General features: G+C 60.9%; 14 protein-coding genes. 11 read left to right on the plus strand and 3 right to left on the minus strand.

Annotated features, from left to right (window positions below; translation table 11 throughout):
* The first annotated feature begins 241 nt into the window (after positions 1-241).
* From BLX89_RS12715 to BLX89_RS12725, 3 genes are all read left to right on the plus strand, one after another.
* Positions 242-1,036 (plus strand): N-formylglutamate amidohydrolase, encoded by a 795-nt coding sequence (locus tag BLX89_RS12715; protein ID WP_075291283.1) that lies wholly within the window; start codon positions 242-244, stop codon positions 1,034-1,036.
* A 14-nt stretch (positions 1,037-1,050) separates the two neighbouring features.
* Entirely contained in the window at positions 1,051-1,344 is a 294-nt protein-coding gene (locus BLX89_RS12720) for a DUF1244 domain-containing protein (protein WP_075291284.1), read from the plus strand.
* Positions 1,345-1,450: 106 nt separating this feature from the next.
* Positions 1,451-1,714: a DUF2312 domain-containing protein gene (locus tag BLX89_RS12725; RefSeq protein ID WP_075291285.1), complete on the plus strand. Its 264-nt coding sequence runs from the start codon at positions 1,451-1,453 to the stop codon at positions 1,712-1,714.
* A gap of 75 nt (positions 1,715-1,789) precedes the next feature.
* Here the strand turns inward: BLX89_RS12725 and BLX89_RS12730 are convergent, their stop codons facing one another.
* Together BLX89_RS12730 and BLX89_RS12735 are read right to left on the minus strand one after the other, a co-directional pair.
* Positions 1,790-3,643 carry a peptidoglycan L,D-endopeptidase MepK gene (locus tag BLX89_RS12730; RefSeq protein ID WP_075291286.1) on the minus strand — a complete coding sequence of 618 codons (1,854 nt, stop codon included), beginning with the start codon at positions 3,641-3,643 and terminating at the stop codon, positions 1,790-1,792.
* A 182-nt stretch (positions 3,644-3,825) separates the two neighbouring features.
* Positions 3,826-5,370, minus strand: coding sequence for a sigma-54-dependent transcriptional regulator (locus tag BLX89_RS12735; protein WP_075291287.1), 1,545 nt, complete (start codon positions 5,368-5,370; stop codon positions 3,826-3,828).
* Positions 5,371-5,928: 558 nt separating this feature from the next.
* Between BLX89_RS12735 and BLX89_RS12740 the strand changes: the two genes are divergently transcribed.
* The 3 genes from BLX89_RS12740 to BLX89_RS12750 all read left to right on the plus strand — a co-directional run bounded on the left by BLX89_RS12740 (position 5,929) and on the right by BLX89_RS12750 (position 9,879).
* On the plus strand, positions 5,929-7,791 hold the full coding sequence (locus BLX89_RS12740) for a M3 family oligoendopeptidase (protein ID WP_075291288.1): 1,863 nt from the start codon (positions 5,929-5,931) through the stop codon (positions 7,789-7,791).
* 301 nt (positions 7,792-8,092) lie between these two features.
* Positions 8,093-9,250 (plus strand): aminodeoxychorismate synthase component I, encoded by a 1,158-nt coding sequence (locus tag BLX89_RS12745; RefSeq protein ID WP_075291289.1) that lies wholly within the window; start codon positions 8,093-8,095, stop codon positions 9,248-9,250.
* A complete protein-coding gene (locus tag BLX89_RS12750; protein WP_075291290.1) occupies positions 9,247-9,879 on the plus strand; it encodes an aminotransferase class IV family protein in 633 nt (210 codons plus the stop codon). Before BLX89_RS12745 ends, BLX89_RS12750 begins: the two co-directional genes overlap by 4 nt.
* A 145-nt stretch (positions 9,880-10,024) precedes the next feature.
* Here BLX89_RS12750 and BLX89_RS12755 read toward each other — a convergent pair whose 3' ends face one another.
* On the minus strand, positions 10,025-10,933 hold the full coding sequence (locus BLX89_RS12755; RefSeq protein WP_075291291.1) for a GGDEF domain-containing protein: 909 nt from the start codon (positions 10,931-10,933) through the stop codon (positions 10,025-10,027).
* A gap of 214 nt (positions 10,934-11,147) precedes the next feature.
* Here BLX89_RS12755 and BLX89_RS12760 point away from each other — a divergent pair, with 214 nt between their 5' ends.
* The 5 genes from BLX89_RS12760 (at position 11,148) to hemH (ending at position 18,393) form a co-directional block, all read left to right on the plus strand.
* Positions 11,148-11,987, plus strand: coding sequence for a heme-dependent oxidative N-demethylase family protein (locus BLX89_RS12760; RefSeq protein ID WP_075291532.1), 840 nt, complete (start codon positions 11,148-11,150; stop codon positions 11,985-11,987).
* Between the two features lie 129 nt (positions 11,988-12,116).
* Positions 12,117-13,568, plus strand: a complete 1,452-nt coding sequence (locus BLX89_RS12765; protein WP_075291292.1) for a homospermidine synthase — start codon at positions 12,117-12,119, stop codon at positions 13,566-13,568.
* A 350-nt stretch (positions 13,569-13,918) separates the two neighbouring features.
* Entirely contained in the window at positions 13,919-14,284 is a 366-nt protein-coding gene (omp10, locus tag BLX89_RS12770) for an outer membrane lipoprotein Omp10 (RefSeq protein ID WP_075291293.1), read from the plus strand.
* Between the two features lie 1,052 nt (positions 14,285-15,336).
* Positions 15,337-17,229 carry a 5'-nucleotidase C-terminal domain-containing protein gene (locus tag BLX89_RS12775; RefSeq protein ID WP_075291294.1) on the plus strand — a complete coding sequence of 631 codons (1,893 nt, stop codon included), beginning with the start codon at positions 15,337-15,339 and terminating at the stop codon, positions 17,227-17,229.
* Positions 17,230-17,358: 129 nt separating this feature from the next.
* Entirely contained in the window at positions 17,359-18,393 is a 1,035-nt protein-coding gene (gene hemH / locus BLX89_RS12780; RefSeq protein WP_075291295.1) for a ferrochelatase, read from the plus strand.
* The last annotated feature ends 74 nt before the right edge of the window (positions 18,394-18,467 follow it).

Here is an 18,467-nt window from a genome sequence, read left to right on the forward strand (position 1 = left end):
CAGAAAACGGCGCGGCATGGTGAACCTTTTGGAAGGATGGTCGGACACGGTTTCCACTGGGTCTCCGTTGCGATTTGTCGAGGCACTTTCTTGCGACGGTGCGGTTTGAAAGTCAACGAAAGTCTAATCGATTACATCGGGCTTTTTGTTGAACAGAAACATGAAAACCGGGCTTTTCCTTGCGATCCCCCTGATGGCATGTCATCAAATTTTCAGGAACGGCAAACACAGATAGCGGCACATGCAGGATACCCAGGCTTTTGAAATCATCGACGGTGATGCCACGCGCGGTCTCGTCGTTCTTGCCGATCACGCTACCAATCGCTTGCCACCGGAATATGGCAGTCTTGGCCTGCCCGCCAGCGCTTTCGCGCGTCACATCGCCTATGACATCGGGATCGAGGCGCTGACCCGTGGCCTCGCTGCCCGTTTGGGCGTTCCAGCGGTCATGAGCTGCTTTTCCCGCCTGCTGATCGACCCCAATCGCGGCGAAGACGATCCGACGCTGATCATGAAGATTTCCGACGGTGCGATCATCCCCGGCAACCATCCGATCACATCGCAGGAATGGGAAAACCGCCTCAATCGCTTTCACCGGCCGTATCATCGCGCCGTGTCCGAAGTGATCGCGCGGGTTGGCGCCGAAAGCGGCAAGGCGCCGCTGGTCATTTCGCTTCATTCCTACACGCCGGCCTGGAAGGGTGTGCCCCGCCCGTGGCATGCGGCGGTTCTGTGGGACGGCGATCCTCGCGCCGTGCATCCTCTGATAAAGGCGCTGGAGGCGCCGGGCGATGTGCTGATCGGCAACAACGAGCCTTACGACGGCGCACTGCGGGGCGATACGATGTACAGGCATTGCATGGAAACCGGCATTCCCCATGCGCTGATCGAGGTACGGCAGGATCTGATCGGCGACGATGCCGGCGTCGCCGAATGGCAAAATCGGCTTGCCCCGATCCTTGACGATCTGAACGCTCGCCCCGATCTTCACGTTATCGAACGCCATCCTTCGCGCACCGGCGATTATGCCTTCTGAGGCAGGAGACCATCATGAGCAATCCGCAGACCGAGTTTGAAGCCACCGCCTTTCGCCGCCTGGTCGCCCATCTGCGCGAGCGCAGCGACGTGCAGAACATCGACCTGATGAATCTGGCCGGCTTCTGCCGGAACTGCCTGTCGAACTGGTACCGCGAAGCGGCGAATGCCGCCGGTGTCGAGATGGACAAGGAGCAATCGCGCGAGATCGTCTACGGCATGCCCTATGAGGAATGGCGTCAGATGAACCAGCGCGAAGCGTCGCCGCAGCAGCAGGTGGCCTTCGAGCAGAACCGCCCCAAAGAATAAGGCGATTTCGAGAATTGCGCGGTTTCCACTGCAATCTCCCTTGACCTCGCCCCGACTTCGCGGCAGGTCACAGCCTTCGAATTTCTATCCCCAGAAGGAGATCATCATGTCGGATGCACACGGCGTCGCACGCGACCAGCTCCGCTCGTTCATCGAGCGCATCGAGCGCCTCGAAGAAGAAAAGAAGACCATCGCGGACGATATCAAGGACGTCTACGGCGAAGCCAAGGGCACCGGCTTCGACACGAAGATCCTGCGCAAGGTCATCCAGATCCGCAAGCAGGATAAGGACGAGCGCATGGAACAGGAAGCGATCCTCGATACCTATCTCGCCGCGCTCGGCATGATCGACGCTCCGGACGCCGAATAAGCCATCACACCTCACAAAAAAACCCGCCGCCGGCGGGTTTTTTTATGCGTATCGCGCTCAGATCAGTTGATGCGATCAATTGGTGTCGAAGCGCTTCACTTCCATGAAGTTGACAGCCGTGCCGCTGAAGCGGGCCGTATCGATCGCTCCCGGCGTCGTCTGAAAGCCAGCGGAATAAACGGTGGTCGGCGAGGCACGAAGCGTCTTGCTGACGAAGCGCGGCGCCTTCACCGGCTTGGAAAGCGTCGCCATGCGACCGGTGGTCAGCGCCCATTCGGAAATGATCTGCTGGGTCAGCTTCGGCTCGGTGCGCACGGAAGATGGTGCAGCGGCTGCCGCTTCCTGCTTGTCAGGGCGCTTGCCCTTTGCAGGCGCTTGGGCCGCGCCGTGAAAGACGTCGTCGAAAGCGGTTGCGCGGGTGTCGGCGGCTGACTGCGGCGCATAGGCGGCCAGTTCGACCGGTCGTTCCGTCGGGGTGGCAAGCGCGACCCGGGTTGCGGCCTTCGCCTCGACCGGCTCCTGCGCCAGCGCTTCGCCCTGCGGCTTTGCGTGTTCGACGAATTCGGGTACGGCCACGTAGGCTGCGGCCGCCGCCATCATAGCAGCTTCGCCAGCCGGGCGCATGGCCGGAACCGGCACGAAGCCCAGTGCCTCGGCATCCGCGTCCGTCGTCTCGGCAGAGGCGAGCAACATTTCGCTGCCCGCATCGCCATTCAGACCACGCGGTCCAAGCATCTGCGGCACGGGGATCTTGTAGCCGTTGAGATCGGCAAATTCGGGCTGGGTCTCTTCGACCGGCATGGCGGCGGCAAGCGCTTCCTGAGCCGGGTTCTGGGTCGGCGCGACGAGCGCGACCGCAACGCCATCCTGGGCCGCCGGTTCCTTGAAGGCCGGACGCACGGCCGGAACCGGAGCCCTGACCTCTGTCTCGGCGAGCGCGACCTGCTGGTTTTCCGCGCCGATCACGCCTGCCAGAACGGGCTGCTGCTGTTGTTCGCTTGCGGCGGGTGCGGGCTTGGCGACCGGCTGTTCGTCGCCGCCGCCTTCGTCCGAGGCACCGCTGGCGATGGCTTCGGGTTCTTCATCCTCGTCGCCGCCCTGGCCGAACAGCATGGCAAACAGCGTCGCCTTGCGCTTGGTCGTGTCCTTGTCGCCCGGGCCCTTGGTGCCGCCGCCGGCAACCTCGATCGTCTTGTCGCCGACACGGCGCTTGTAGTCGGCCACAGCCAGTTCGTATCCGGGCAACGGCTTGCCGTCGGAGGGAACATGCAGGGTCTTGCCATCGGGGAACAGGCGAACCAGGTCGTTGCGGTTCATGCGCGGCCAGGCGCGCACGCCGCCGACGTCCATATGAACGAAAGGTGAGCCGGAGGTCGGATAATAGCCGACGCCGCCCACCTGGAATTTCATGCCGATTTCACGCAGCGTCTTCAGCTTCACGTCGGGCAGGTAGAAGTCCATCGCCTTGCCGAGCATGTGCTGGCTCTTCTTGGCGACACCCTTGGAGCGCGAACGCAGCATGTTGTTGGTGGCCGGCGAGCGATAGGCGGAAACGACGTGGATGTAATCGCGTGATCCGCTCTTCTGGTAAACTTCCCAGATCAGGTCGAGCAGGCGGGGATCCATATTGGTCGGCTCGTTGCGGCGCCAGTCGCGCAGCATGCGGTTCACCTGTTGCAGGCCCTTCTGGTCGTAGCGGCCATTGCGCTTGTAGGTGATCTGCGCCTTTTCCTTGGTATGGATGAAATAGATCTTCAGCGTGCGGGTCTGGCCGGCTGCTTCAACAGGCGGTACGAAACCCGGAGGTGTCACCATGGAAGCCGCGAGCAGAAGCGAAGCAAAAATGCGCGGCATCTTACGGGCAGCGCGGCCGCAAAAGTTGCGGAGCGCCGTGCCGTTGGGCTGTCTCAATCCGAACAAATTTTTCAAACCTGATCCCCGTCCGACGGACAACGTGTCCAGTGGCTGCCTTTGACTGTCAATTAAGGTAACAGCATGGCAAATATGCCACAGTCGTCACTTATCCTTATAATATAGTGAACGGATCACTAACAAGGTCTAAACGACGACTGTGGAATATGACGGATCGTAATGATTCGTTATCCCTAGATTTATGCGGCTTCGCTGAACGGATCGTCCGGATTGATGCCGTAATCCTTGAGTTTCCGGTACAGCGTCGAGCGCCCGATGCCGAGCTTGCGCGCCACTTGGCTCATCTGGCCGCGATAGAATTTCAGCGCGAAGCGAATCAATTCTTCCTCGACATCGGCGAGTTTGCGAACATTTCCACCGCCATCGACACTGGAGATCGCATTGCCCGGTGAGGCGTCGGCCTCGCTCGCCGCGACAGGTTTTTCGGCCGGACCGAAATCCGGATAGACCGGGGGCAGGGGCTGGGCGCCGACGATCGGCATCGCGGAAGGGCCGGATTCGCCCCAGCTGAAGCCGGTTTTTTCGGCCACGACATAGCCCGGGATCTGGGTTGCGATCTGCGGGAAATCCTTGACCGTCAGCTCGTTGCCTTCCGCGAGCACGACCGCGCGGAAGATCGCGTTCTCCAGCTGGCGGATGTTGCCCGGCCAGTCGTACGCGGTCAGCAGCGCCAGCGCGCCGGATGTCACGGTGAGCGGTGCGGGAAGCCCCTGCTCGGCAGAGAAGCGCTCGACGAAGGACCGTACCAGAACCGGCACGTCTTCCTTGCGCTTGCGCAGCGCCGGAATGGTGATCGGGAAAACGTTCAGGCGGTAATACAGGTCTTCGCGGAAGCGGCCTTCACGCACCTCGTTGATCAGGTCCTTGTTGGTGGCCGAAATCAGCCGGACATTGACCTTCTGCGGATGGCGGGCGCCGATGGTCTCGATCTCGCCCTGCTGCACCGCGCGCAGCAGCTTGACCTGCACTTCAAGCGGCAGGTCGCCGATTTCATCGAGGAACAGCGTGCCGCCATCCGCATCGACGAACTTGCCGGTGTGCTTCTCGGTCGCGCCGGTGAAGGCGCCTTTCTCGTGACCGAAGAGAATGCTCTCGACAAGATTGTGCGGGATCGCGCCGCAATTGACCGTGATGAAGGGTCGGCTGTGGCGGTCGCTGGCGGCCTGGATGGCGCGTGCCACCATTTCCTTGCCTACGCCGGATTCGCCTTCCAGCACGATCGGAATATTCGACTGGGCGGCGCGGCGGGCAAGATCCAGCACGCGGATCATCGCGGGGCTTGCGGAAACGACATCGTCAAAGCCAACCGCCCCGGAACGCGACCGCTTTGCGGGGCGCTGGCGCGTCTCCTGATTTTCCATCTTCAGCGCATTGGTCAGCGCGACGGAAAGACGCTCGGGCGAAACCGGCTTCACGACGAAATCGAAAGCGCCGGCCTGCATGGCGAGCACCACGGTTTCGATGCCGCCTTGTCCCGTCTGGACGATCACGGGAATATTGATGCCGCGTTCGGCGATCGCTTCCAGAAAGCCGTGGCCGTTCATTTCCGGCATCATCAGATCGAGCAGGATGGCGCTGATATTGCCGCGCTTGCGTTCCAGCAGCTCCAGACCGCTGCGACCGTTGTCGGCGATGTGGGCGATATGGCCCAGCCGCTCGATCATGTTGGTCAAAAGCCGACGCTGGACCGGATCATCATCAATGACAAGAATCTGTGACGTCATGGAAGCCTCCTGCTCACTGTTTCGACAACACGGCAACCCTCATGTGCCGCACGATGAGACATTCCTGTCACATGAGCCCTGAACATCCTCTTTTGAGAAATGCTCGCATTTTAACGAAGCCTAACAACGTTCACGGGAGGCAACACAACATCGCCAGATTTTTTTTGCCCCTCGTCCTGCCCCCAGCCAAGGAGAAGGAACGACAGAGTTTGCCGTACCCCCCTCTGTCACTGTGTGACATCTCCCCCTCAAGGGGGGAGATCATTCTTTTCCTAGCCGGCTCCCGTGATTGAAGCGAGAACCTGCCTCCTGCGATCTCCCCCCTTGAGGGGGAGATGCCCGACAGGGCAGAGGGGGGTGAAGGCTGCACCTTCAGAAGGTGCACCCCATCAACCCTTCACACACTGTGAACAGCGCCTCCCGAGGCACATCACGTCTCGAAATCCGAAAGGAAATCGCCGTCAAAACCGGTTCCGGTTTCTGAAGTGATAGGCTAGGGTCGCAACCCATCGCGCCGCTTTATCGAAGCGGAAGTGCCCCGAAACGAGAGTGAAAGCCATGTATCGTCCGTTTGCCGCCCTGATCCCGAACACCCCTGTTTTCACGGCCGCTGCCGGTGGCGCGCAGGCAAAGGCCGATCTCGGAGACCTGCCGAACTGGCGGCTGGAAGACCTCTATCCGGCACCGACCTCGAAGGAATATCTGGACGATCTCGCCAAGGCTGAGGCTGACACACTGACATTTGAGGCGAAATGGAAGGGCAAGCTCGCAGACGCCGCAACGAAGACCGGTGATGCCGGCCTTGGTGCTGCCATCAGGGAATTCGAGGCACTGGAAGACCTGATGGGCAAGATCGGCTCCTATGCCGGCCTCACCTATTTCTCCGATACGACAAACCCCGCCAACGGCAAGTTCTACGGCGATGCGCAGGCCAAGCTTACCGATCTCGCCAGCCACCTCCTGTTTTTTGCGCTGGAGCTGAACCGCATTGATGATGCCGTCATTGATGCCGCCTTCGCGACCGATCCGCTCGCCGCGCATTATCGCCCATGGCTGATCGACCTGCGCCTCGACAAGCCCTACCAGCTCGACGACAAGCTGGAGCAGCTCTTCCTTGAAAAATCGATGACCGGCTCCGGCGCGTTCAACCGACTGTTTGACGAGACCATGGCCTCGCTGACCTTCACCGTGGATGGCGAGGAGCTGCCGCTCGAAGTAACCCTCAGCATGCTGCAGGAAGCCGATCCCGATACCCGCCGGAAGGCAGCCGAAGCCCTGACCGCGACCTTCAAGGCCAACAGCCGTATCTTCACGCTAATCACCAACACGCTCGCCAAGGACAAAGACATCGAAAACCGCTGGCGCGGTTTCGAGGACATTGCCGACAGCCGCCACCTTGCCAACCGCGTCGAGCGCGAAGTCGTCGATGCGCTGGCTGCCGCGGTGAAGGACGCCTATCCGCGCCTGTCCCATCGCTATTACAAGATGAAGGCCAAGTGGCTCGGCATGGAACAGATGGAATTCTGGGACCGCAATGCGCCGCTGCCGGAAACCCCGACGGCGCTGATCTCGTGGAAAGATGCCAAGGACACGGTTCTGTCCGCCTATCACGGCTTTTCCCCTGAGATGTCTGACATTGCCGGCCGTTTCTTCGACGGCGGCTGGATCGATGCGCCGGTCCGTCCCGGCAAGGCGCCGGGCGCCTTCGCGCACCCGACTGTGCCGTCGGCGCACCCCTATGTGCTCGTCAACTATATGGGCAAGCCGCGCGACGTGATGACCCTCGCCCACGAGCTTGGCCATGGCGTGCATCAGGTTCTGGCCGGCGAACAGGGCGCGCTGATGGCATCGACGCCGCTAACGCTTGCCGAAACCGCCTCCGTCTTCGGTGAAATGCTGACCTTCCGCGCCCTCCTTGAAAAAACGAAGGACAGACGAGAGCGCAAGGCGATGCTCGCCCAGAAGGTCGAGGACATGATCAATACGGTCGTGCGCCAGATCGCCTTCTACGAGTTCGAGCGCAAGGTGCATACCGCCCGCAAGGAGGGCGAGTTGACCGCCGAGGATATCGGCAAGCTCTGGCTCTCCGTGCAGTCGGAAAGCCTCGGGCCGGCGATCCGCATTTCGGAGGGATACGAGACCTACTGGTCCTATATCCCCCACTTCATCCACTCGCCCTTCTACGTCTACGCCTATGCCTTCGGCGATTGCCTCGTGAACTCGCTCTATGCCGTCTACCAGAAGGCCGAGAGCGGTTTTCAGGACAAGTATTTCGAGCTTCTGAAGGCCGGCGGCAGCAAGCATTATTCCGAGCTGCTCAAGCCTTTCGGCCTCGATGCCAGCGATCCGTCGTTCTGGGCAAAGGGCCTGTCGATGCTGGAAGGCCTGATCGACGAGCTGGAAGGGCTTGATAAGGCGTAGAGCATTTTCAGCCGAAGCGGCATCGCTTCGGCGTCGGATAATGCGCCAGAAACAAAAAAAACTGGAGCATTTCCGGTGAATTCCGACACAGTACACGACACAACATTCCACATGTCCGTTGCCCCTCACCCTAACCCTCTCCCCGCAGGCGGGGAGAGGGGACGACGGAGTTTGACGCTTGTCCCTTCTCCTCCAGCAAGGATGGGCGGATGAGGGGCGGATATTGGCCGCAGGCTTTGGTGAGTGTCGTGTATTGTGGAATTAGGAGTTCACCGGAAATGCATTAGCCTCAGGTTAAGAGATGACTGATCACGACCCCTTCGTCCTCTTCCGGGATGACAGCGAAGACAGAACCACTGTTTTCGCTGCGCCGTCGTGCGTGATCACCGCGCGCACCAAGTCCGAATTCTGGCGCGGTCTTGCCGAAATGGAAAAGGCTCAAAGTTCAGGCAAATGGCTTGCCGGCTTCATGAGCTACGAGGCCGGCCATTTGTTCGAAGACAAGCTTGCCCCCTTCGCCGACGAAAATCGCGAAACCCCGCTGATGTCCTTCGGCGTCTTCGATGCGCCGCAGGAGGATCACGTCCTTTTGCAACCGAAGCGGCGCGTCGAGAACGAACCGTTCCTGACTGAGCCAAAGGCCGGCTGGGATTTTGCCACCTATCGCGAGCGCTTCCTTAAACTGCACCAGCATCTGCGGCAGGGCGATTGTTATCAGGCAAACCTCACCATGCCGATCACCGCCCGCTGGTCCGGCGATCCGCTCTCCGCCTTCTGGTCGCTGATCGAACGCCAGCCAGTGAAATACGGCGCCTTCGCCAAGCTCGACGGCCCTATGCTTCTCTCGCGCTCGCCGGAACTGTTCTTCCGGGTGGACAAGGATCGATGGATCGAGACCCATCCGATGAAGGGCACCGCCCCACGCGGCGCGACGGCGGCCGAGGACGAGGCCCTCATCGCCGAAATGAAGGCCGATCCGAAATCCCAGGCCGAAAACCGCATGATCGTCGATCTCCTGCGCAACGACATCTCCCGCATCACCGAAGTCGGCACGCTCGATGTGCCGAAGCTTTTCGATGTCGAGACCTATCCGACCGTGCACCAGATGGTCAGCCACGTTCGAGCAAAGCTGCTTCCCGAGGTTGGCATCCGCGATATCTTCGAGGCGCTGTTCCCGTGCGGCTCCATCACCGGCGCGCCGAAGATGCGCGCCATGGAAATCCTTCACGACCTCGAGGACGGCCCGCGTGACGCCTATTGCGGCGCCATCGGCTTCATCGCGCCGGATGGCACCATGCGCTTCAACGTCGCCATCCGCACTGTCTCGCTTTTCCCGGAGGGCAGGGCCGTCTTCCATGTCGGCGGCGGCATCGTGTTCGATTCGGATGCGGAATCCGAATATGCCGAATGCCTTCTCAAGGCCCGTTTCGCGCTGGGCGACATGACGGTCGAGCAATGACGGATTTTTCGCTGATCGAGACGATGCGCTACGAGCCGGACACGGGCATCGTCCGCGAGCGCCTGCATCTCGCCCGCCTGCAGCGCTCGGCCGCGCGCCTCGGCTTTTTGGGTGCGGACAAAGCAAAGGCCGCTTTAGCAAAGACGCTTGAGGAAACGCAACCAGCACAGCCTTTGCGGGTCCGCCTGACGCTGTCTCCTACGGGCGAAATCTCCATCACCACAGCGCCCTTCGCGCCCTTGGCGCAAAGCACCATGTGGCGGGTGCGCATCGCTGCGCAACGCTTGAACTCCGGCGATCCGCTTCTGCGCTACAAGACCTCCCGCCGCGCCGTCTATGACTCGGCGCGGGCGGAATATAGTGCCGATCAGGCCGATGAGGTGCTTCTCCTCAATGAGAAGGATGAACTCTGCGAGGGGACGATCACCTCCTGCTTCGTCGATGACGGCTCCGGTGTCCTGAAAGTCCCGCCGATCTCCAGCGGCCTTTTGGCCGGCGTCCTGCGCACGCAGTTCATCTGCGAACGCCGCGCACGGGTACAAAGGCTGACGCTTGCCGATCTGCAAACCGGCAAACTGCTGATGGGCAATTCCCTGCGCGGGCTGATTAGCTGCAGGCTGGAAATCTGAACCGAAGCCCGCCTGGCCCCTCATCCGCCCTGTCGGGCATCTTCTCCCCGTAAACGGGGCGAAGGGACAAGCGGCGCGCTCCGTCGTCCCCTCTCCCCGCAGGCGGGGAGAGGGCCAGGGTGAGGGGCAATTCTGATCCTGAAGATCACGCTGCTGCAATGATAATCTGGTCCCGCCCCGACTGCTTGGCATTGTAAAGCGCCGCATCCGCGCGGCCGTAGAGCGCCTTTGCGCTGTCGCCCAAGACCATCGCGGCCAGCCCGGCCGAGCAGGTGTAGCGAAACAGCGGCGCGCCGGTGAGCGGACGCGAGGCCCTGATGATCTCCATGATCCGGCGAATGATGCCCTCCGCCTCCTCGATCGTCGTGTCCGGCAGGAGCAGCATGAACTCCTCGCCGCCCACCCGGCCGAAACAGTCATGCCGCCGCACGATCGGCTGCACCCGGCGGGCAAAGTCGAGCAACACCTCATCGCCGGTCTGGTGCCCATAGAGATCGTTGATGCCCTTGAAGAAATCGATATCGAGAATGCACAGGCAGCCATCGCGCGGCTGCTGCGGCAGGTTGCTGACCGTCATCTCTTCCAGCTTGCCCATGACATAGCGGCGGTTGGAGATGCCGGTCAGCTCGTCCGTCTGCGAGGCGCGCATGGCAAGATCGCGATCCTGGCGCAGGTCGCGTTCGTCGGCACGCAGATGGGTGATGTCGCTGGCGATGCAGAGCATCCAGCCGCCACGATTGACCGTTTCCGTCATCCAGAGCCACCGTCCGTCCACCAGATCGGTCTCATAGGCCCGGAACGGCACCTTGCCGCGGCGGGATTGGGCGGAGGTTACCCAGGCCTCGAAATCGTCGACGCGGATAATCGTGCCCAAGCCCCGCGCCCTGTTGCGTCGCATCAGCTCCGGCCAGAGCGGGGTTTCGTCTGGTTCGAGCGCGAAGGTGCTGCGGAAGGCGACATTGGCATAGCGCAGCCAGTCCTCGGCATCGTAGAGGGCGATCAAGACATCCGTCCTGTCCCGCAATTCGGCCAAGCTGGCAGCTATTTCATCCATGGCATCGGTCCTGCGTGCGCGGCCGATTCTACAGCCAAGGGGGAATCGCTTGAACCGCAAAATATTATGGATTGCGTGCTGACGCGCGCCCGTGCCATGCCTATGGCTAACAAACAGCCGGAATTGTCCGGATAAGGAACAGGCCGCGCATGGAAGAGCGCATCGTCACCAAACCCGCGCACACCCCTATGACGGCTCCTCCAGGCCTTTCACCATCGGGCTTGCGCAGCTTGATCCCGATCACTGGATCGAGCCGGATGATGATCTCGAAACCTATCTCGCCGAAAAGCGCGCTCTCCTCGAAACTGCCCGCGCGACAGTCTTCGCCGCAGAACCGGGCACCGAAGATGCGCAGCGGGAGCTGCTCGATCTGCTCGCCGACTTCCTGCCGCGGCAGCATCCCTCGCTTTACTGCCGCCGCAACGATGCCATTGAAATCGCCGGCCGCACCGTGCCGCTCTCCGGGGAGGCCCCGCTCGTCACCGCAGGCCTGCTTGTCCAGGATGATTTCGCCATCATGCGGCGCAAGGAGACCGGCTGGCATCTGGTCGCCGCCTTTATCGCCTTTCCCTCGTCCTGGTCGCTGGCCGAGAAATACGGCCGCAGCATGGAGGATATCCATGCGCCCGTGCCGGGCTTCGAGGCCGGCACCCGCAATGCGGAGCTGATCTCGCGCATGTTCGACAATCTCTCGCCCGGCCGCTTTGTCGAACGCTTCAACTGGGCGATCAATTCCGAAGGCGCGCTGCACCTGCCGAAGTCGAAATCGGAAGAGATGGCGGCAAAGGCCGTCATGCTCACGGAGGATAAGATCTTCCTGCGCGTCGAGCGGCAGACATTGCGCAAACTGCCAACTAGCGGCGATATCGTCTTCACAATCCGCATCTATTCTGATCCCATCACGGTTCTGAAGGGGCGGCCGGACCGTACCACGCTTGCGGCGTCGCTTGCCGCGCAACTGGAGGCGCTCCAGCCACAAGAGGCGGCGTATAAGGGGCTGGCCAGCAAAAAGGAGGCTCTTTTCAAAGCGCTTCGAAGCATTTGCGACGATTAAGCACGATGGATGCCCCTTGCCGGGCACCTCTTTATTGTGACAGAGAACTATGCTCTAGGGCCTTGCAAAGGCACATATCGGGGCGATTTTGCCCCAAAACAACGCGCTGTCCGTAGGAGAGAACCCAAAATGGCAGAAACCACCTATCCGGTTCATGGTGAAATCACCGGCCCGATCGTCATGATCGGCTTCGGCTCTATCGGCCGCGGCACCCTGCCGCTGATCGAGCGCCACTTCAAATTCGACAAGAGCCGGATGGTTGTCATCGATCCCCGTGATGACGCTGCAGATATGGAAATCCTTGCCAAGCACGGCGTTCGCCACATCAAGGCGCATGTCACCAAGGACAACTACAAGGATCTTCTGAAGCCGCTGCTCACCGAAGGTGAAGGCCAGGGCTTCTGCGTCAACCTTTCGGTCGATACCGGCTCGCTGGACCTGATGAAGCTCTGCCGCAAGCTCGACGTGCTCTATATCGATACCGTCGTCGAGCCGTGGCTCGGCTTCTATTTCGACAAGAGCATGAAGAACGCCGACCGCACCAACTATGCGCTGCGTGAAACCGTTCGCAAGGAAAAGGCCAAGAACCCGGGCGGCGCCACCGCCGTTTCCACCTGCGGCGCAAATCCGGGCATGGTCTCGTGGTTCGTCAAGCAGGCGCTGGTGAACCTTGCCAAGGATCTCGAACTGAAGTTCGAAGAGCCGGATCAGCACGACCGCGAAGGCTGGGCCAAGCTGATGAAGAAGGTCGGCGTCAAGGGCATCCACATCGCCGAGCGCGACACCCAGCTGACGAAGAACCCGAAGCCGCTGAACGTCTTCTGGAACACCTGGTCGGTTGAAGGCTTCATCTCGGAAGGCCTGCAGCCGGCAGAGCTTGGCTGGGGCACGCACGAAAACTGGATGCCGAAGAACGCCAAGAAGCACAAGAAGGGCTGCCAGGCTGCCATCTATTTGGAACAACCGGGCGCCAACACCCGTGTCCGTACCTGGTGCCCGACCCCCGGCCCGCAATACGGTTTCCTCGTCACCCACAACGAGTCGATCTCGATTGCCGATTACTTCACGGTCCGCGACAAGGACGGCGACGTCACCTTCCGTCCGACCTGCCACTACGCCTATCACCCGGCCAACGATGCCGTGCTGTCGCTGCACGAAATGTTCGGCAATGGCGGCAAGCCGCAGCCGGTTCTCCACGTTCTCGATGAGAACGAACTGGTCGATGGCTTGGATGAGCTTGGCGTGCTGCTCTATGGCCATGACAAGAACGCCTACTGGTACGGTTCGCGCCTGTCGCTGGAAGAAACCCGCCGCATCGCACCGTATCAGAACGCGACCGGCCTGCAGGTGACGTCTGCCGTTCTCGCCGGCATGGTCTGGGCTCTCGAAAACCCGAAGGCCGGCATCGTCGAAGCTGACGAGATCGACTACAAGCGCTGCCTCGAAGTGCAGACGCCGTATCTCGGCCCGGTGGAAGGCCACTACACCGACTGGACCCCGCTCGACGGCCGTCCGGGTCTCTTCCCGGAAGACCTGGACGAGAAGGATCCGTGGCAGTTCAAGAACATCCTCGTTCGCTAAGCTCTGCTGCCGATTGAATATTCGAAGACGCCTGGGGAACATCCCCGGGCGTTTTTCATTTGGCATAAATGTCTGCCCCTTATCCGGCCTGTCGGCGACCTTCTCCCCGCAGAACGGGGAGAAGGGGCAAGCGGTAAACTCAGTCCTCCGCTCTCCTTGCCTGCGGGGAGGGGTTAGGTTGAGGGGCAAAGGCCGCACCAGAAATGGTGTGCAATGTACTGTGATCCGAAAGATCGCGACCTACTTTAAGACCGATGACCGTGGCTTGGCTGCACTTGCATTCAACCAGCGTTCGCGGCATGGTTTTTACGAAAAGACGCGCGCTTTTTCGCGCATTCCGGGAGATAGTAATGAAGCCGATGACCATCCTCGCCATCCTGTCCGCAGTCGGTCTTGCCGCCTGCCAGGCGCCACGGGAGGTGCGGGTTTCCCAGCCGCAGCGCGTCGCGCCCATCGGTGTCGAAGGCAACTGGGTCGATCCGAACGGCATCGTCTCCACCTTCTCGGGTGGCACGTTCGCTACGCGCACGACCGATACCAACCAGCTGCTCGCCTCCGGCAACTACATCAACGTCTCCCCGTCTCTCGTAGAGATCAACATGACCTCAATGGTCCGCAACACCCAGTCCAAGGTTAATTGCGCGCTCGTCACCCCGTCGCAGCTCAACTGCACGACCGACAGCGGCGCCCAGTTCTCGCTGACCCGTCGCGTCTGACGCCAGTCCATCTCCCAATTCCGAGAGCCGGCCGTAACGTGTCTACGCTGGCTTCAGCTTGTCCATTAAACCCGAACACAGTACCCGGCACTCCAGCTTGGCCTGGCATCCCCCTTCTTCCGCTTGATGGGGAGATGCCCGCTGTTCTTCTCTGAAAAGGAGAGGTGGAGGCAATCTCGGAGTTTGCGGTATTACCCCCCTCTGTCACTGCGTGACAGAGGGGGGTGAGGCCGCGAATCCAGAGTGTGCGTCCCCCTTCATACGGCCTCTCGGCAGCCTCATGCCCAGAGTACGAAAAATCTCATCCCCGAAAATCCCCTTGCCAAAAGCCGGCGCCATACTGGCCTCGTCCCGTCGCAAGGATAGGCCGTCAGGCGTGATGGCGAGGCGGGGCCGGTGCCGGGTGGATGGAGCAGACGCAAAGCCATCCCCTCGGGGTCCGCAGAAAATGGTCCCCTTCCGGAGACGGCGGGGCCGGTGAAAGCCGGTTTCCGATTCTCGCTTCGGGCGTGCCTGTGCGGCACACAACGCCCTTTCTCAGGAAAGGGAAGCAGAGGGATCGGAGTTGCGGGCAAAAACCACTGAACGGGGCGCTGGCGAGAGCCACATTTTTACAAATCATAGAGGCCCTTTCCAGTGCCCCGTCCCCTTGACCTCCAACCCGCACCCGGCGGGCCGAAAACGTGTGTCCGCCGCCGGAAAAGCCACGTCGGCGGGAAGTGTGCGCTCCGGATGGCCGGGATGCTTGCGGCTCGCCCCCGATCCGCACGGTTCGCTAAATCTGGTCACGGACGGAAATGGAAAAGCGAATCGACGAACGCACGTCTCGCAAAAGTGCACTGCGATTTTGGGGAAGACATGCGTTAAAACAAAGACCTAAAGCATAGGAGCGAATCTGGAAGATCGCGATACGCTTTCGGTGGCCGAATCGAAATTACGGCTTGATGTCGGCGCGATCGGATGAAACGATCCCTGTCGAGCCGCGATGTCCCAAGACGCGCGGCGCTCCAAGCCGCCGCCGGAAATCGGCGATCCGAAAACGGGAGACTTCCATGATCAGACATTTGCGAACCGGGCTGATGACGGCCTCGATCCTTGCCCTCTCATCTGGCGCCGCCTTTGCCGATTATGAGCTGAACATCCTTCATATCAACGATCTGCACTCGCGCATCGAGGCGATCAACAAATACGATTCCACCTGCTCGGCCGAGGAAGAAGGCAAGAACGAATGCTTCGGCGGGATCGCGCGGGTGAAGACGGCGATCGATACGCAGCGCAAAAAGCTCACCGATGCCAAAGCGAATGTCTTGGTTCTCGATGCGGGCGATCAGTTCCAGGGCTCGCTGTTTTACTCGACCTACAAAAGCGAGGCGGTTGCCGAGTTCATGAACGGCATCGGCTTTGACGCGATGGCCGTGGGCAACCACGAATTCGACGATGGGCCGGAAGAACTCGCCAAGTTCCTCGACCAGGTCAAGTTTCCTGTCATTTCGGGCAACACCGTCGCTGGCGCCGATACGCCGATCGCCAACCGAATCCCGGGCTATATCGTGAAAGACATCGGCGGCCAGAAGGTTGCCGTGGTTTCCGTTCTCGCAACGGACACCTCCGAGACTTCCTCGCCCGGCAAAAGCGTCTTCTTCGAGGACGAGATCGCCTATCTGAAGGGCGTCATTCCGACGATCGAAGCCGAAGGCGTCAACAAGATCATCCTGCTGTCCCATGTCGGCTACAAGAAGGATCAGGAGATCGCCGCTGCGGTCGATGGTATCGACGTCATCGTCGGCGGCCACAGCCATACCCTGCTGTCCAGCACCGATGAAAAGGCTGCCGGACCCTACCCGACCATCGTCAAGAACCCCGCTGGCGTCGAAGTGCCCATCGTGCAGGCCTACGCCTATTCCAAATACCTCGGCGAACTGAAAGTTGTCTTTGACGACGGCGGCAAGGTGAAGTCCTCGACGGGCGCGCCCCTTCTCTTGGATGCGTCGATCACGCCGGATGCCGGTTACGTCGCGCGCGTCAAGGAACTCGGCGCGCCGATCGAGGAACTGAAGAAGAAGGAGGTCTCCGAAACCTCCGAGGCGATCGACGGTTCCCGCGAGACTTGCCGCGCCCAGGAATGCAGCATGGGTAATCTCGTCGCGGATGCGATCCTCGATCGCGTGAAGTCTCAGGGTATTTCCATCGCCATTCAGAACGGTGGCGGCCTTCGCGCTTCGATCGACAAGGGCGTGGTGACGATGGGCGAGGTGCTGACGGTGCTGCCGTTCCAGAACTCGCTTGCCACCTTCCAGCTGAAGGGTTCGGACGTGGTTGCGGCACTGGAGAACGGCCTCAGCCAGATCGAAGAGGGTGCAGGCCGCTTCCCGCAGGTCGCCGGCTTGAAATACAGTTTCGATAAATCGAAGCCGCCGGGAAGCCGGGTGGTTTCGGTCGAGGTCAAGGAAGGCGAGACCTTCGTGCCGCTGGATACGGCAAAGACCTACGGCGTCGTCTCGAACAACTACATGCGTTCCGGCGGCGATGGCTACGGGGTTTTTGCGACCGCCGGCATGAACGCTTACGACTTCGGGCCTAATCTCGAATCCGTCGTTGCCGATTATCTGTCGGCGAACCGGCCTTACGCGCCCTATACCGACGGTCGCATCACCGCCGTTGCCGCAGCCGCACCGGCCGAGCCCGCATCAGAGGCGAAACCGGCCGAACCTGCCGCCCAGCCGGCCACCGCGACGGAAGCAAAGCCTGCGGAGCCCGTCGCGGAAACGGCGGCTGCTCCGGCTGCCGAAACGAAGCATGTGATCGTTAAGGGCGATACGCTCTGGGACCTTGCCGAAACCGCCTATGGCGATGGCGAGGAGTGGCGCCGTATTTCCGACGCCAATGGAAACCCGACGCCGCGCCGGCTTCTGGTGGGAACGGAACTGACGATTCCGGCGAAATAAGACAATTTGTCTCGACAAACCCAGCCGGTCTGGGCTTTCCCGGACCGGCTTTTCTTTTTAAAGAACGGAAACCCAACGGTCGCGTCATCCGTAAAAGCGCCGCAACCCGATTTTTTTGCAGGAACCCCCATGTCCACCGCTGTCGCAACGCTCCCCGTCAATCATCCCCCCGTCGCCTTTGGAAAGGTCGGGGTGCTGCTGGTCAATCTCGGCACACCCGATGGTACTGACAAGGTGTCGATGCGGCGTTATCTCAAGCAGTTCCTGATGGATCGCCGGGTCATCGAGTGGTCGCCGTTCTTCTGGTATCCGATCCTGTTCGGCATCGTTCTCAACACCCGCCCGGCCAAGGTTGGCAAGGCCTATGAAACGATCTGGAACAAGGACCGCAACGAGAGCTACCTGCGCACCTATACCCGCAGCCAGGCGGAACTGATTGCAACGTCGCTTGCAGGCCACAGCAACGTCGTGGTCGACTGGGCCATGCGCTATGGCCAGCCGTCCATCCCCTCGCGCATCGAGGCTTTGCAGAAAAAGGGCTGCGAAAAGATTCTCGTGTTCCCGCTCTATCCGCAATATGCGGCGGCAACCACGGCGACAGTCAACGACGAGGCCTTCAAGGCGCTGCTGAAGATGCGCTGGCAGCCGGCGCTGCGCACCGTGCCGCCCTATCACGACGATCCGGTCTATATCGATGCGCTTGCCAATTCGATCACCCAGCATCTGTCGACACTGGATTGGGAGCCGGAAGTCGTGCTGACCTCGTTCCACGGCATCCCGAAATCCTATTTCGACAAGGGCGACCCCTACTACTGCCAATGTCAGAAAACGGCACGGCTTTTGCGCGAGAAGCTCGGCTGGTCGAAGGAAAAGCTGCAGGTCACCTTCCAGTCCCGTTTCGGGCCTGAGGAATGGCTTCAGCCCTACACGGACAAGACGGTCGAAAAGCTGGCGCAGGAGGGCGTGAAGCGTATCGCCGTGCTGAACCCCGGCTTCGTCTCCGATTGCCTGGAAACGCTAGAGGAAATCGCCGAGCAGGCGGCGGAGAGCTTCCACCATTCCGGCGGCGAGAAGTTCACCCATATCCCCTGCCTGAACGACAGTGCGGATGGCATGGCCGTGCTCGAGCATGTCGTGCGCCGGGAATTGCAAGGCTGGGTCTGATCTTTACGAGCGACGGCGGGTTGCAAATAATCGTGGGATGTCCCACGTCTTGACAGCAGATGTTTTGGCGTTTC

It is taken from the genome of Pararhizobium arenae (genome assembly GCF_001931685.1).
GTDB classification, from domain to species: Bacteria; Pseudomonadota; Alphaproteobacteria; order Rhizobiales; family Rhizobiaceae; genus Pararhizobium; species Pararhizobium arenae.